The sequence below is a fragment of the Arthrobacter sp. 10T44 genome, from assembly GCF_056393885.1.
This window is the reverse complement of record NZ_JBFTGT010000001.1, coordinates 393,444-407,937: the sequence shown is the minus strand read 5'-3', so window position 1 is coordinate 407,937 and position 14,494 is coordinate 393,444. Positions and strand designations below refer to the sequence as shown.

At 65.1% G+C, this 14,494-nt stretch carries 12 protein-coding genes and 1 tRNA gene; 11 read left to right on the top strand and 2 right to left on the bottom strand.

Features of this window, described 5'->3' with window-relative positions:
- Positions 1 to 59: 59 nt before the first annotated feature.
- The 10 genes from AC1DBL_RS01875 (at position 60) to AC1DBL_RS01830 (ending at position 8,727) form a co-directional block, all read left to right on the top strand.
- Positions 60 to 132: transfer RNA gene (locus AC1DBL_RS01875), tRNA-Trp, on the top strand.
- 79 nt (positions 133 to 211) lie between these two features.
- A complete protein-coding gene (secE, locus tag AC1DBL_RS01870) occupies positions 212 to 496 on the top strand; it encodes a preprotein translocase subunit SecE (RefSeq protein ID WP_056738571.1) in 285 nt (94 codons plus the stop codon).
- Positions 497 to 608: 112 nt separating this feature from the next.
- The gene (gene nusG, locus AC1DBL_RS01865) at positions 609 to 1,415 is read left to right on the top strand and encodes a transcription termination/antitermination protein NusG (RefSeq protein WP_441417023.1); all 807 of its coding nucleotides are present in this window, start codon (positions 609 to 611) and stop codon (positions 1,413 to 1,415) included.
- A 130-nt stretch (positions 1,416 to 1,545) separates the two neighbouring features.
- Positions 1,546 to 1,977 (top strand): 50S ribosomal protein L11, encoded by a 432-nt coding sequence (gene rplK, locus AC1DBL_RS01860; protein ID WP_003803853.1) that lies wholly within the window; start codon positions 1,546 to 1,548, stop codon positions 1,975 to 1,977.
- 188 nt (positions 1,978 to 2,165) lie between these two features.
- The gene (rplA, locus tag AC1DBL_RS01855; RefSeq protein WP_441417024.1) at positions 2,166 to 2,873 is read left to right on the top strand and encodes a 50S ribosomal protein L1; all 708 of its coding nucleotides are present in this window, start codon (positions 2,166 to 2,168) and stop codon (positions 2,871 to 2,873) included.
- A gap of 95 nt (positions 2,874 to 2,968) precedes the next feature.
- Positions 2,969 to 4,081 carry a GNAT family N-acetyltransferase gene (locus AC1DBL_RS01850; RefSeq protein WP_476892114.1) on the top strand — a complete coding sequence of 371 codons (1,113 nt, stop codon included), beginning with the start codon at positions 2,969 to 2,971 and terminating at the stop codon, positions 4,079 to 4,081.
- Between the two features lie 148 nt (positions 4,082 to 4,229).
- Positions 4,230 to 5,348, top strand: a complete 1,119-nt coding sequence (locus AC1DBL_RS01845; protein WP_476892115.1) for a GNAT family N-acetyltransferase — start codon at positions 4,230 to 4,232, stop codon at positions 5,346 to 5,348.
- 291 nt (positions 5,349 to 5,639) lie between these two features.
- Complete coding sequence (gene rplJ, locus AC1DBL_RS01840; RefSeq protein WP_441417027.1) at positions 5,640 to 6,239, top strand: 50S ribosomal protein L10; 600 nt, start codon at positions 5,640 to 5,642, stop codon at positions 6,237 to 6,239.
- Between the two features lie 75 nt (positions 6,240 to 6,314).
- Positions 6,315 to 6,689: a 50S ribosomal protein L7/L12 gene (rplL, locus tag AC1DBL_RS01835; RefSeq protein ID WP_441417028.1), complete on the top strand. Its 375-nt coding sequence runs from the start codon at positions 6,315 to 6,317 to the stop codon at positions 6,687 to 6,689.
- Between the two features lie 205 nt (positions 6,690 to 6,894).
- On the top strand, positions 6,895 to 8,727 hold the full coding sequence (locus AC1DBL_RS01830) for a bifunctional metallophosphatase/5'-nucleotidase (protein ID WP_476892116.1): 1,833 nt from the start codon (positions 6,895 to 6,897) through the stop codon (positions 8,725 to 8,727).
- A gap of 108 nt (positions 8,728 to 8,835) precedes the next feature.
- On the opposite strand, the gene AC1DBL_RS01825 is transcribed toward AC1DBL_RS01830, so the two are convergent.
- On the bottom strand, positions 8,836 to 9,348 hold the full coding sequence (locus AC1DBL_RS01825) for an aminoacyl-tRNA deacylase (RefSeq protein WP_441417030.1): 513 nt from the start codon (positions 9,346 to 9,348) through the stop codon (positions 8,836 to 8,838).
- On the bottom strand, positions 9,348 to 10,547 hold the full coding sequence (locus tag AC1DBL_RS01820; RefSeq protein WP_476892118.1) for an acetyl-CoA C-acetyltransferase: 1,200 nt from the start codon (positions 10,545 to 10,547) through the stop codon (positions 9,348 to 9,350). The genes AC1DBL_RS01825 and AC1DBL_RS01820 overlap by 1 nt, the downstream gene beginning before the upstream one ends.
- A 399-nt stretch (positions 10,548 to 10,946) precedes the next feature.
- Here AC1DBL_RS01820 and rpoB point away from each other — a divergent pair, with 399 nt between their 5' ends.
- Complete coding sequence (gene rpoB, locus AC1DBL_RS01815) at positions 10,947 to 14,462, top strand: DNA-directed RNA polymerase subunit beta (RefSeq protein WP_138768564.1); 3,516 nt, start codon at positions 10,947 to 10,949, stop codon at positions 14,460 to 14,462.
- Positions 14,463 to 14,494: the final 32 nt, after the last annotated feature.

Here is a 14,494-nt window from a genome sequence, read left to right as displayed (position 1 = left end):
ATGGCGTGCGCCTCAGGGAAGCCTGCGGAAATGCGCGGTCTGACCGGTTTTCGATCCATAGGGTAGTGGCGCAATTGGTAGCGCAGCGGTCTCCAAAACCGCAGGTTGCAGGTTCGAGTCCTGTCTGCCCTGCGCAAGCTGTTCCGGGGTTTATCGGAACCAGCGCAGCAACCATGGTTCAGTCCAGAGCCGGGTATCCGACATCGCGAGGATGAGTGAGGATCAGGTGACCGAAACAGCTGCCAGCAGCTCCAAAGGCCGCCCCGCCAAGAATGCCCCTAAGGCAGGATTCTTCGCTCGGATTGCACTCTTCGTCCGCCAGGTCATCGGTGAACTGAAGAAAGTCGTTGCACCCACCCGCAAGGAACTGATCAACTACACGCTCGTGGTGCTGGTGTTCGTGGTCATCATGATGGTGATCGTCACCCTGCTGGACCTGGCCTTCGGGACCGGAGTGAGCTGGGTATTCGGCGGAACAGGCGCCACGGACCGCTAAGGCGACCGGTCCGCAGACTGCGTGGACCTCCGGGAAACCGGAGCTTCCGCGGGGTGTGCGGAATTGAGTCATTTAAATAGGCATGTTAGGCAATGAGGAAGCAGGAGACCAAGTGTCTGAGCAGGAGCTCGAGGTAACTGAGACTGAGCTGGATAAGAGCCAGGACGCCGCGGCGGAAGCCACGGAAGAGTCCGAGGCTGTGTCTGCTGCGCCCGAATCCGACGCCGCCGATGAGACTGCTGACGAGGCCGTAGCTGCCGAGGAAACCGGAACCGGCGAGGAAGGCGACGCCCTCGCGGCTGCCGCCGCCGCGGCCGAGGTCGACCCCGCCGACGAATTCAAGGCCAAGCTGCGCCGCCAGGAGGGTGACTGGTACGTCATCCACTCGTATGCCGGCTACGAAAACCGCGTCAAGGCAAACCTTGAGACCCGCATCCAGACCCTGGACATGGAAGATTACATCTTCGAAATCCAGGTCCCGATGGAGGAAGTCGTTGAGATTAAGAACGCTCAGCGCAAGGTCATCAACCGCGTCCGCATCCCCGGCTACGTACTGGTCCGCATGGACCTGACCGACGCCTCGTGGGGCGCCGTCCGCCACACCCCCGGCGTCACCGGCTTCGTGGGCAACGCCCACAACCCCGTGCCGCTGCGCCTCGACGAGGTCTTCTCCATGCTCGCCCCGGTCTTCGAAGAAGAGCAGGCCGAGAAGGGCAAGCCGGTCAAGCACGCAGCCGCCGCGGTCGACGTCGACTTCGAGGTCGGCGAATCCGTTATCGTCAAGGAAGGTCCCTTCGAGACCCTCCCCGCCACGATCTCCGAGATCAAGGTGGATTCGCAGACCCTCGTGGTGCTGGTCTCCATCTTCGAGCGCGAGACCCCGGTCACGCTGGCGTTCAACCAGGTCAGCAAGATCTAGCAACACCGACAGAATTCGCCCCGGGCTGCCCGCTTAGCAGCCTTGGAGCGGCAGGCCGCCTCGCCATGGCGGCCAACAACCTGAGGCACGCTCCTGTGTCCCAGGACGTAATTGAGAGAAGGACCCTACATTGGCTCCCAAGAAGAAGGTCACCGGCCTCATCAAGCTGCAGATCCAGGCAGGTGCCGCTAACCCGGCCCCGCCGATCGGTCCTGCGCTTGGCCAGCACGGTGTCAACATCATGGAATTCTGCAAGGCGTACAACGCTGCGACGGAAGCCCAGCGCGGCAACGTTATTCCGGTTGAAATCACCGTCTACGAAGACCGTTCATTCACGTTCATCACCAAGACCCCGCCGGCTGCAGAGCTCATCAAGAAGGCTGCAGGCGTCGCCAAGGGTTCGGCTACCCCGCACACCGTCAAGGTTGCGAAGCTGACCCAGGCCCAGGTCAACGAGATCGCCTCCACCAAGATGGAAGACCTCAACGCCACCAGCCTGGAAGGCGCCGCGAAGATCATCGCCGGCACCGCCCGTTCCATGGGTATCACCGTCGAGGGTTAATTCCCCCACCGCTGATGCGGCGCCGGGTCCGGGAAACCGAAACCGACGACGGACAGCACCGCCGGGCGACCGGCACCACCTAAACATTGAAATGTCGGGAACCAGGAACGGATCAACCGTTCGGCATCCGACTGTGGCAGGACCCAGCGCGGTCCGCAGACCACAACTGCACAAGGAGAATAAGCAGCATGGCAAAGCGCAGCAAAGCATATGAGGCAGCCGCCGCCAAGATCGACGCGGAGAAGTTCTACGCGCCGTTCGAGGCAGTGACCCTCGCCAAGGACACCAACCCGTCCAAGTTCGACGCCACCGTTGAGGTCGCGTTCCGCCTCGGTGTCGACCCCCGTAAGGCCGACCAGATGGTCCGCGGCACCGTCAACCTGCCGCACGGCACCGGCAAGGTCGCCCGCGTCCTCGTCTTCGCCACGGGCGACAAGGCTGAGGCCGCAATCGCAGCCGGCGCCGACTTCGTCGGTTCCGACGACCTGATCGAGAAGATCTCCGGCGGCTGGACCGACTTCGACGCCGCCGTCGCCACCCCTGACCTCATGGGCAAGGTTGGCCGCCTCGGTAAGGTCCTCGGCCCGCGCAACCTGATGCCGAACCCGAAGACCGGTACCGTGACCGCTGACGTCGCCAAGGCTGTCAACGACATCAAGGGCGGCAAGATCGACTTCCGCGTCGACAAGCACTCGAACCTGCACTTCATCATCGGCAAGGTTTCCTTCGACGCCATCAAGCTGGCCGAGAACTACGCAGCCGCTCTGGAAGAGGTCCTTCGCCTCAAGCCGTCCGCTTCCAAGGGCCGCTACATCCAGAAGGCCACCGTCGCCACCACGTTCGGCCCGGGCATCTCGGTTGACCCCAACGTCACCAAGGTCCTGACCGAGGTCTAATCCCCTCCCGGATTGCCGTAGTAAGCAGCGAAAAGACCGTCCCGCGTCCGCGGGGCGGTCTTTTCTGCATTCCGGACCCCGGTTAGGCTGTCCCGGTGACTCCAGCGACGTACCTCATCGAACCCCTGACCCTCCCGGAAACCATCGACGCCCCGGACGCCGCGGACTTCCACGAATTCGGTCGCCTCTGTGACGCGCTGACCCTCGAAACCTGGGGAAGCCTGGACCGGGCGACGGCGCCCCCGGCGCGGCTGCGCTTTTGGCGCGACAACGCCTACACCCGGATGCGGATCTTCTTTGTCCGCGTTGACGGCCGGATGGCGGCGAAGTCCTGGATCCGCTTCGAGCAGCAGGAGAACCTTGGCCGGGCACTCCTGCACGTCGCCGTGCTCAGGGCGTATGCCGGCCGCGGGATCGGCCGGGCGCTGCTGCAGCACGCGGAGGAGCTGGCCGCCGCTGACGGCCGCAGCGTCCTGATGAGTTTCACGGAACACCCGGCGGACTTCGACGCCGACGGCCCGGACGTGATCGCCCCGCTGACCGGGACCGGCGCCCTGCCGGCGGCGGCCCGCGGCGTTCGTTTCGCCGCGGCGGCAGGCTACCAGCTCGAGCAGGTGGAGCGGTTCAGCAGCCTGGACCTCGCTGCCGCGGCGCCGGCGCTGGACGGCCTGGAGCGGGACGCGCGGACCAGGGCCGCCGGGTACGAGCTGCTGACCTGGACGGACCGCTGCCCGGACGAACACGTGGAGCAGCTTGCCGTGCTGATGTCACGGATGAGCACGGACGCGCCCACGGGAGGCCTCAGCTTTGACGAGGAAACCTGGGACGCCGCACGCGTCCGGCATGTGGAGGACACTTGGAAACAGGCCGGCAACGTCTCGCTCGTGGCTGCGGCCCGGCACCGGGAGAGCGGCGCACTGGCCGCCTACTCCGTCCTCGAGCTGGCGCCCAGCAAGCCGTGGCTTGCCGAGCAGGATGACACCTTGGTGGCCGCCAACCACCGCGGCCACCGCCTGGGCATGCTGGTCAAGATCGCCAACCTCCGCCGTCTGGCGGACTACCCCCGCGTCGAACGCGTCACCACCTTCAACGCCGCCGAAAACGACCACATGCTGGCCATCAACGTGGCCCTCGGCTTCCGTCCGGCCGGCTGGGACGGGGAATGGCAACGCTCCGTCACGTCCGGGACAGCAGCGGCGTCCGAGTGACCCCGCCTGCATCGAGGCTGCCCGCAAACATCCCGGTGCCGGCCATGGAATGCGGACCCAAACGGGCATATGCTGACGCTTGAAAGCCCGGCGCGGGCCGGGCAACGCATGGGGCGGTAGAGCATTGGGCGGCAGGATGGCTGGGAACATGCCCGCTAAGGCACACGAGGTACGGGTCGAGCAGCTCTGGATCCCGGATTCGCTGGACGGACCGGATGCAGCAGATTTCCTTGCCGCCGTCGAAGTAGGGCGGAAAGTCCGGATGCAGACGTGGGGGAGCGATGACCTGGCCTACGCGCCGCTGGAGAAGCTGCTGGAATTGGCGGACCCCTATGAACGCCAGGTGATCCTGGTGGCCAAGGTCGACAACCAGATCGTCGGAACCGTGGATATTGCCCTGCCGCTCGCGGACAACCTGGACCTCGCCGAATTCACCCTCGACATCCTGCCGGAGTTCCAGGGCCGCGGCGTGGGGCGGCAGTTGCTGGAAGCCGCGGAGCACCTGGCCCGGGAGGAGGGCAGGCGCATCATCCTGATCGACACGAACCACCCCGGCGCGACGCTCGCTGACAGCAAGGCAGGGCAGCTGATTCCCGGTACCGGGATGGGGTTCGTGCCACTGAACAGCCGGGAGGTGGAATTCGCGCAGCACACCGGCTACACCCTGCAGCACATCGAACAGTTCAGCTCCTGCACCCTTCCGCTGGACAGCAAGCTGGTCGCCGAGCTGCAGGCCGAGGCGGAAGAAGCCAACGCCGGACGTTACCGGCTGCACCACTGGACGGACCGCTGCCCGGAGCAGTGGCTCGAGGCTGTCGCCGCGCTGGAGAACCAGGCCGGAGAGGATGGTATCCCGGGCGCCGACGACGGGGCTCTGGTGTTCGACGGCGGCATCCTCCGTGAGGCGGAGGACGTCGCCATCGCGCAGGGACGTCGGACGGTGGTCACCGCCGTCGAGCACATCGCCAGCGGAACGCTCGTGGGGTTGACCACCATCAGCGTCCTGGCCCTGCGCCCCGACGTCGTCTTCCAGGACGACACCGTTGTGCTGCGCGAGCACCGCGGCAACAAGCTTGGCCTGCTGATTAAGGTGGCGAACATGGAAAGGCTGACCGAACAGTTCCCGGACGCGCGTGTGCTCTATACCTGGAACGCTCCGGAAAACCGCTACCTCCTCACCGTTAACCAGCAGCTCGGGTTCACCACCGCGGGCGTGACGGGCATCTGGCAAAAGGAGCTGCCGGACTTCCGGCCCAGTGTCAGCTGAGCCGATTTGGAGCACACGGTGCCCTTCCCGTAAGCTGATGGGACCAAAGACCGTCGGTTGTTGGAAATCCACTCTCCCAAGCAAGGCTCAATTCTGCAGCTGCGCCGGGAGGGCCAGTGGATCTCCAGACGAAGGACCCTGACATAGGGCGGCCGGCGCAGGTGAACGAAGCAAAGCTCCGCGACATGATCGCGTTGAGCCAAGCCCCGTGCATCTGCGCGGGGCGTTTTTAGTTTTAGCTCATCCGAGCGGGGACCCGGACAAACCGGCACTATCCCCGGAAGGAGGGTTATGGCAACGCCTAGCAAGGTTTCAGCAGTAGCTGAGATCACTAACGATTTCAAGGAATCGAACGCCGCTGTCCTGACCGAATACCGTGGGCTCACCGTTGCACAGCTCAAGCAGCTGCGTGTTTCTCTCGGCCAGGAAACCAAGTTCTCGGTCGTCAAGAACACCCTGACCGCAATTGCAGCCAAGGAAGCTGGTGTCGAAGCATTCGACGGTCAGCTCGCCGGCCCCACTGCAATCGCGTTCATCAAGGGTGACGCAGTTGCCGCTGCCAAGAGCCTGACGGATTTTGCCAAGGCCAACAAGCAGCTGGTTATCAAGACCGGTTACTTCGAAGGCAAGGCACTGAACGCCAGCGAAGTTGCTGCCCTGGCAGCACTCGAGTCCCGTGAGCTGCAGCTCGCCAAGGTTGCAGGCGTCCTCAAGGCTCCTGCTGCCGCTGCTGTACGCATCATCGACGCACTGCGCCTCAAGCTTGAAGAAGAGAACGGTGCACCGGCAGCTGCCGAAGCGCCCGCCGCTGAAGAAGCAGAAGCCCCCGCAGCCGAGGCTAACGCCGAAGCCGCAGCTCCGGCCGAAGCCGCAGCTGCCGAAGAGAACTAACTCTCTTTCAAACCAGACTCCGGTGCGAAGGCACGGCCCCGGCCGCCAAGCACCACTATAGGAAGGACGCCAACCATGGCGAAGCTCACCAACGAAGAGCTCATTGAAGCTTTCAAGGAACTGACCATCATCGAGCTCTCCGAGTTCGTCAAGCTCTTCGAAGAGACCTTCGAAGTTACCGCTGCTGCGGTTGCTGTTGCTGGCCCCGCCGGCGGCGCCGCTGAAGAGGTTGAAGAGAAGACCGACTTCGACGTCATCCTCGAAGCTGCTGGCGACAAGAAGATCGCAGTGATCAAGGAAGTTCGCGCCATCACCTCCCTCGGCCTCAAGGAAGCCAAGGACCTGGTCGACGGTGCACCGAAGGCTGTCCTCGAAGGCGCCACCAAGGAAGCTGCAGAGAAGGCCAAGGAGCAGCTCGAGGCTGCCGGCGCCACCGTTACCCTCAAGTAACACTCTCAGCTCCGGAAGGCATTCAGCTTTCCAGCTTCGGGAAACCCCGTCCACTCCGGTGGGCGGGGTTTCCTGCGTTCCGGGTCGGATACGGCCCAGGTGAACCTTTTGTAAATGATTGGGGGCTCTCCTTTTCAGGAGCGTGCGCGGCCCCTAGACTTTGGCTCTGTGCCGACCGGCCGCCAAACCCTGAGGAGTCCACCCAATGACCGATCCGAATCCTTCGTTCTCCCGCCGCGCCATGCTCACCGCGGCCTTCGTCGGCGGCAGCGCTGCCGCTGCCGCCCTCTCCGGCGCCCCGGCGGCCCAGGCCGCGCCGGCCAACGGGAAGAAGCAGTTCCAGCTGACCGTGCTCGGCACCACCGACCTGCACAACAACGTCTTCAACTGGGACTACTTCAAGGACGTGCCTTATTCGGACAACGCAGGAAACAAGATCGGCATCGCGCAGGCCGCCACCCTGATCAAGGCGGTCCGGGCAGAACGCGGCGCCGGCAACACCCTCACCATCGACTCCGGGGACACGATCCAGGGCACGCCGCTGGCCTACTACTTCGCCAAGGTCAACCCCATCTCCGACACCGTCAAGCACCCCATGGCACTGGCCATGAACGCCGTGGGCTACGACGCCGTCGCGCTCGGCAACCACGAATTCAACTACGGCATCCCGTTGCTGCGGACCTGGGAAAAGCAGCTGGATTTCCCGCTGCTCGGCGCGAACGTGCACGACGCCGTCACCGGCCAGCGCGCTTTCACCCCGTACATCCTCAAGCGCGTCAAGACCGGGAACGGCTGGCTGACCGTGGGACTCGTCGGCTTCGTGACCCCCGGCTGCGCGCTCTGGGACCGCGACAACGTCCAGGGCAAGCTCGACTTCAACGGGATCGTCGAGGAGGCCAAGACCGTCATCCCGCAGATGAAGGCGGCCGGAGCCGACGTCGTCATCGTCTCCAGCCACTCCGGTGCGACGCCGGGCTCTTCCTACGGCGATGCGCTGCCGTTCCCCGAGAACGCCTCCACCCAGCTCGCCGAGGAGGTCCCCGGGATCGATGCGATCCTAGTCGGGCACGCCCACCTGGAGATTCCGGAACGCTTCGTCACCAACAAGGCCACCGGCCGGCAGGTGCTCCTGACTGAACCCCTCAAGTGGGGGATGCGCGTCGCCGTGATCGACCTGCAGCTCGCCAAGGACCGGGGGCAGTGGAGCGTCGTCTCGGCGCACTCCCACCTCCTCGACGCCAAGACCGTCGATGCCGACGCCGCCGTCGTCAGCGCCGTGCAGGCCGGCCACCAGGCGACCGTGAAGTACGTGAACCAGGTGATCGGCACGTCCACCGCGCCGCTGAGCACGGCGACCGCCTGCTGGGGCGACTCGGCCGCGATCGACGCGATCAACTATGTCCAGGCGAGCACTATCAAGGCGGAGCTGGCCAACGGGCCGGCAGCCGGGCTCCCGGTGCTCTCCATCGCGGCGGCGTTCTCGCGGGCGGTGGACGTCAAGGCGGGCCCGCTGACCATCCGCGACGTGGCCGGGCTGTACATCTTCGACAACACGCTGTTGTCCATCAAGGTCACCGGCGCCCAGGTCAAGGCCTACCTCGAATGGTCCGCGCAGTACTTCAAGCCGGTCTCCGGCACAACGGCCAGCGCCCAGGACGTCACGAACGCGGCCACCGCGATGGCGCCGAACGGCACCCCGGACTATAACTACGACGTCGTCTACGGCCTGGACGCCCCGCTGGACTACGAGATCGACCTCGCCCGCCCGGTGGGGGACCGGATCATGAACCTGACGTACGGCGGGGCGCCCGTCCCGGCCGGCCAGGAATTCGCGATGGCGATCAACAACTACCGGCAGAGCGGCGGAGGGAACTTCCCGGCCGTGAAGACCGCGCCGGTGCTCTCCAACAGCCAGCAGGAAATCCGGCAGCGCATCATTGACTACGTCGTGGACCTCGGCACCCTGGACGCGGCCGTATTCAGCCAAAGCAACTGGCGGCTCACAGTCAACGGGGCGCCGCTGACCGTCACCGCCTGATTCCTACGGACCCTTCCGCCGGAAACAGCAACGCGGGGTCACCTCTCGCCCATCCTTTGGCCTCGGATGGGCTGGAAGTGACCCCGCGTTGGTTTTAACCCGGGTGTATTAGACGGCCGGCATCGGCTCGGTGATGTCCGCGACGACGGCGCCAAGCGCCGCGGTGAGCGCGTCGGCGTCGACGAACGCGCTGTAGCCGTGTTCGCCGGCGCCCATCGAAATCCGCCGGCCGGTGATGGTGCTGTCCGCGTAGACCGGCCACGGGGAGGTGCTGCCGAGCGGGGTGATCGTGCCGCGCTCGTAGCCGGTCGCCGCGAGGGCGACGTCGGCGCCAGGCAGCGAGAGCTTGTTGACGCCGACCAGCTGGCGGAGCTTGGGCCAGGAGATCTGGCGGTCGCCGGGAACGAGGGCGAAGAGGAAGCTGCCGTCCTTGTGTTTGACCACGAGTGACTTCACGATGTCGCCGGGGGCGATCCCGAGGATACCGGCGGCCTCCTCCAGGCTGCTGGCGGCCAGCCGCTCAACCAGCTCCACCTCAAGTCCGCGCGCGGCGGCGTCGGCGAGGAAACGCTTCCTGCCGGCACCGCCGCCGCGGTCCTGGCCCGAGACGAGCTCGCTCATCAGTCGCGGTACAGCAGCAGGGCTTCGCCCTGGCCGCCGCCGCCGCAGAGCGACACGGCGGCCTTGCCGGTGCCGCGCCGCTTCAGCTCGTGGGCCGCGTGCAGGGCCAGCCGGGCCCCCGAGGCGCCGATCGGGTGGCCCAGGGCGATGGCGCCGCCGTGGATATTGCACTGTTCCAGCGGGTAGTCCAGGTCCTTGAGCGACTGCACGGCCACGGAACCGAAGGCCTCGTTGATCTCGATGAAGTCCAGGTCCCCGGTGGACCAGCCGGCCTTGTCCAGTGCGTTCTTGATCGCATTTGAGGGCTGGGAGTGCAGCGAATTGTCCGGTCCGGCGACCTGCCCGGGCTTGCCGACGACGGCCAGGTAGTCCAGGCCGTGGTCCTCGGCGAACTTCCGCGAGGTGAGGACCAGGGCCGCGGCGCCGTCGGAGAGCGGGGAGGAGTTGCCGGCGGTGATCGTGCCGTCCGTGGCGAAGGCGGCGCGCAGGGCCGCCAAGGATGTGACGGAGGTGTCCGGGCGGATCCCCTCGTCGGTGCCGACCACGATCGGGTCGCCCTTGCGCTGCTTGACGCTGATCGGGGCGATTTCGCCGTCGAACACCCCGTCCTTCGCCGCCGTGGCGGCGCGCTGGTGCGATGCCGCCGCCACTTCGTCCTGGGAGGTGCGGTCGATGCCGAGCGTGACGTTCTTGCTCTCGGTGGACAGGCCCATCGACTGCCCGTCGAAGGCGTCGGTGAGGCCGTCGTGGGCGGCGGCGTCGAGTGCCTGGACCGAGCCGTAGGTCCAGCCCTGCCGCGAGCCGGGCAGCAGGTGCGGCGCCCGGCTCATGGATTCCTGGCCGCCGGCGACGACGACCGTGGCGTCGCCGCTGCGGATCATCCGGGCCGCGTCGATCACGGCGGTGAGGCCGGAGAGGCAGACCTTGTTGATGGTGACGGTGGGGACGTTCCAGCCGATGCCGGCGCCGATGGCGCTCTGCCGGGCCGGGTTCTGGCCCGCGCCGGCCTGCAGGACCTGGCCCATGACCACCGAGTCGACCTGGTCCGGCTTCACTCCGCTGGCGGCCAGGGCCGCCCGGATCGCGTGGGCGCCGAGTTCGACGGCGGTGAAGCTGGCCAACTGCCCGTTGAGCCGCCCCTGCGGGGTGCGGGCGGCGGCGAGGATGACAACATCATTGTTGTCCGCGGAGTTGCTCATGGTTATCTCTTCCGATCTCTAACGATGTCCTCCAAGGCTATCGTGAGCCCCATCACGGAGCCATTCCGCGGAATCGTCCCGGCTGTGGGTGGGCCCGCGGCGAGGCCGTGGGGGAGCGGGGGCCGTGCTTGCATTCACGCCGCAAGTGGGGTAGACAAGTAGGTTGCTTTGCCGTATCGTAGATATTTGCGTCTTCCCTGTTTACCTTCAGCCTTCATATAGCGGTGGGCTTAGCCTGACAGCTGCTCCATCAATGTGCCGTCTACAACGCGCACCAGCATGGGCAGCCGGGTCCCGGGTCATATAGCGGAACCGGACTGGTAGCACTGCGAAGTCACTTCGCAGGGTGCATAACGGGGGAGATCTGAAAACGCCTGAAGGTCTGTGGAAGGATCCCTCTTGGTCGCCTCGAGCACCTCTAATGTAAACAACGCTACCGCTATCAATGCCGACAGCACCGACGGTGCAACCCGCCGGCTCTCCTTCGCAAAGATTCACGAACCGCTTGACGTTCCGAATCTGCTTGCCCTGCAAACCGACAGCTTCGACTGGCTGGTCGGAAACGAACGCTGGCAGGCACGCGTCGCGAAGGCCGTCGAAGAAGGCGACCTCAGCGTCGCCACCACTTCGGGCCTGTCTGACATCTTCGAAGAGATCTCCCCGATCGAGGACTTCCAGGGCACCATGTCCCTGAGCTTCTCCGAGCCGGAGTTCGCTGATCCGAAGTACACCATGGCCGAGTGCAAGGACCGGGACGCTACCTACTCGGCTCCGCTGTACGTCAAGGCCGAATTCATGAACAACAACACGGGCGAAATCAAGCAGCAGACCGTGTTCATGGGTGACTTCCCGCTGATGACCGAGAAGGGCACCTTCGTCGTCAACGGCACCGAGCGTGTCGTCGTGTCCCAGCTGGTCCGTTCCCCGGGCGCCTACTTCGAGCGCACCGCGGACAAGACCAGCGACAAGGACATCTTCACCGCGAAGATCATCCCGTCCCGCGGCGCCTGGTTCGAACTCGAAATCGACAAGCGCGACCAGGTCGGCGTTCGCCTCGACCGCAAGCGCAAGCAGTCCGTCACGGTGCTGCTGAAGGCCCTCGGCTGGACCGAAGGCCAGATCCTCGAAGAGTTCGGCCAGTACGACTCCATGCGCGCAACGCTGGAGAAGGACGCCACCGAAACCCGCGAAGACGCCTTGCTGGACATCTACCGGAAGCTGCGACCGGGCGAGCCGCCCACCGTTGAGGCTGCCCAGTCCCTGCTGGACAACCTGTACTTCAACTCCAAGCGCTACGATCTGGCCAAGGTTGGCCGTTACAAGATCAACCGCAAGCTCGGCATCGACCGCTCCCTTGGCGACAAGGAAGCATCCGTGCTGCACGTTGAAGACATCGTTGCCATGATCAAGTTCCTGGTAGCCCTGCACGCCGGTGAGAAGACCCTCATGGGCAAGCGCGACGGCCAGGACCACGAGCTGCGCGTCGAGATCGACGACATCGACCACTTCGGCAACCGCCGCATCCGCGCCGTCGGCGAGCTCATCGAGAACCAGGTCCGCACCGGCCTGTCCCGCATGGAGCGCGTTGTCCGCGAGCGTATGACGACCCAGGACGTCGAGGCCATCACGCCGCAGACCCTGATCAACATCCGCCCCGTCGTGGCAGCCATCAAGGAGTTCTTCGGAACTTCCCAGCTGTCACAGTTCATGGACCAGAACAACCCGCTCTCGGGCCTCACCCACAAGCGCCGCCTGTCCGCGCTTGGTCCGGGTGGTCTGTCCCGTGACCGTGCCGGCATGGAAGTTCGTGACGTGCACCCGTCCCACTACGGACGTATGTGCCCCATCGAAACTCCTGAAGGCCCGAACATCGGTCTGATCGGTTCGCTGGCTTCCTACGGACGCATCAACCCGTTCGGTTTCATCGAGACCCCGTACCGTCTGGTCTCCGAGGGTGTCGTGTCCGATGAGGTCCAGTACCTCACCGCCGACGACGAGGCCGAGGTGCTGATCGCACAGGCCAACGCCCCGCTGGACGAGAACAAGCGTTTCGCCGAAGAGACCGTGCTGGTCCGTGCCCGCGGTGGTGGAGGCGAGCCCGTGCTGGTTCCCGCCGCCGACGTCGAGTTCATGGACGTTTCCCCGCGCCAGATGGTGTCCGTGGCTACCGCCCTGATCCCGTTCCTCGAGCATGACGATGCCAACCGTGCACTCATGGGTGCCAACATGCAGCGCCAGGCTGTCCCGCTGGTCCGCTCCGAGGCGCCGTTCGTCGGCACCGGCATGGAGCGCGCCGCCGCCGTCGACGCCGGTGACGTAGTCATCGCGAAGAAGGCCGGTGTGGTCACCGAGGTTTCCGCCGAGCTCGTCATCATGCTCAACGACGACGGCACGGAGACCAACTACCGGATCAACAAGTTCGCCCGCTCCAACCAGGGCAACTGCTACAACCACCGTGTCCTGGTGAACGAAGGCCAGCGCCTGGAGGTCGGCGGCATCATCGCTGACGGCCCGGCAACGGACCAGGGCGAGCTCGCCCTCGGTAAGAACCTGCTCGTGGCATTCATGTCATGGGAAGGCCACAACTTCGAGGATGCCATCATCCTGTCCCAGCGGATCGTGGCCGAGGACGTCCTGTCCTCGATCCACATCGAGGAGCACGAGATCGACGCCCGCGACACCAAGCTTGGTGCCGAGGAAATCACCCGTGACATCCCGAACGTGTCCGAGGAAGTCCTGGCAGGCCTGGACGAGCGCGGCATCATCCACATCGGTGCCGAGGTCGAAGCCGGCGACATCCTGGTAGGTAAGGTCACCCCCAAGGGCGAGACCGAGCTGACCCCGGAAGAGCGCCTGCTGCGCGCCATCTTCGGTGAGAAGTCCCGCGAAGTGCGCGACACCTCGCTGAAGGTTCCGCACGGCGAGTCCGGCACCGTGATCGGTGTCCGCGTCTTCGACCGCGACAACGACGACGAGCTGCCCCCGGGCGTCAACCAGCTGGTGCGCGTCTACGTGGCCGCCAAGCGCAAAATCACCGACGGCGACAAGCTCGCCGGCCGTCACGGCAACAAGGGTGTTATCTCCAAGATCCTTCCGATCGAGGACATGCCCTTCCTTGCCGACGGCACCCCCGTTGATATTGTCCTGAACCCGCTGGGTGTTCCGGGCCGTATGAACGTCGGCCAGGTGCTCGAAACGCACCTCGGCTGGGTTGCCAAGACCGGTTGGAAGATCGAGGGCGAGCCCGAGTGGGTCAAGCAGCTGCCGAACCTGCCGCGTGAGAGTGGCCAGACCACTGTCGCAACGCCGGTCTTCGACGGTGCTCGTGAAGAGGAAATCACGGGCCTGCTCGACTCCACCAACGTCACCCGCGACGGCGACCGCCTGATCAACTCTTCGGGCAAGACCCGCCTGTTTGACGGCCGCTCCGGCGAGCCGTTCCCGGATCCGATCTCGGTCGGCTACATGTACATCCTGAAGCTCCACCACCTGGTGGACGACAAGATCCACGCGCGCTCCACCGGCCCGTACTCCATGATCACGCAGCAGCCGCTGGGTGGTAAGGCACAGTTCGGTGGCCAGCGCTTCGGTGAAATGGAAGTGTGGGCGCTCGAAGCCTATGGCGCCGCCTACACGCTCCAGGAGCTCCTCACGATCAAGTCGGATGATATCCACGGTCGTGTGAAGGTCTACGAAGCCATCGTCAAGGGCGAGAACATCCCGGAGCCGGGCGTTCCTGAGTCCTTCAAGGTCTTGATCAAGGAAATGCAGTCGCTGTGCCTGAACGTGGAAGTTCTTTCCACGGACGGAACCACAATTGAAATGCGTGACTCTGATGACGCAGTCTTCACGGCTGCGGAAGAACTGGGCATCGATCTGTCTCGTGCAGAGCCCAGTTCCGTAGAAGAGGTTTAGCAGGCGGGGTCCGACGGCGGGTCACCACCCGC

Bases quoted from the DNA above. Each gene is read 5' to 3' on its own strand.
- rplA (WP_441417024.1), top strand. From the start codon at position 2,166: ATGGCAAAGCGCAGCAAAGCATATGAGGCAGCCGCCGCCAAGATCGAC.
- secE (WP_056738571.1), top strand. From the start codon at position 212: ATGAGTGAGGATCAGGTGACCGAAACAGCTGCCAGCAGCTCCAAAGGC.
- AC1DBL_RS01845 (WP_476892115.1), top strand. From the start codon at position 4,230: ATGCCCGCTAAGGCACACGAGGTACGGGTCGAGCAGCTCTGGATCCCG.
- AC1DBL_RS01820 (WP_476892118.1), bottom strand. From the start codon at position 10,547: ATGAGCAACTCCGCGGACAACAATGATGTTGTCATCCTCGCCGCCGCC.
- rplL (WP_441417028.1), top strand. From the start codon at position 6,315: ATGGCGAAGCTCACCAACGAAGAGCTCATTGAAGCTTTCAAGGAACTG.
- AC1DBL_RS01830 (WP_476892116.1), top strand. From the start codon at position 6,895: ATGACCGATCCGAATCCTTCGTTCTCCCGCCGCGCCATGCTCACCGCG.
- rplJ (WP_441417027.1), top strand. From the start codon at position 5,640: ATGGCAACGCCTAGCAAGGTTTCAGCAGTAGCTGAGATCACTAACGAT.
- AC1DBL_RS01825 (WP_441417030.1), bottom strand. From the start codon at position 9,348: ATGAGCGAGCTCGTCTCGGGCCAGGACCGCGGCGGCGGTGCCGGCAGG.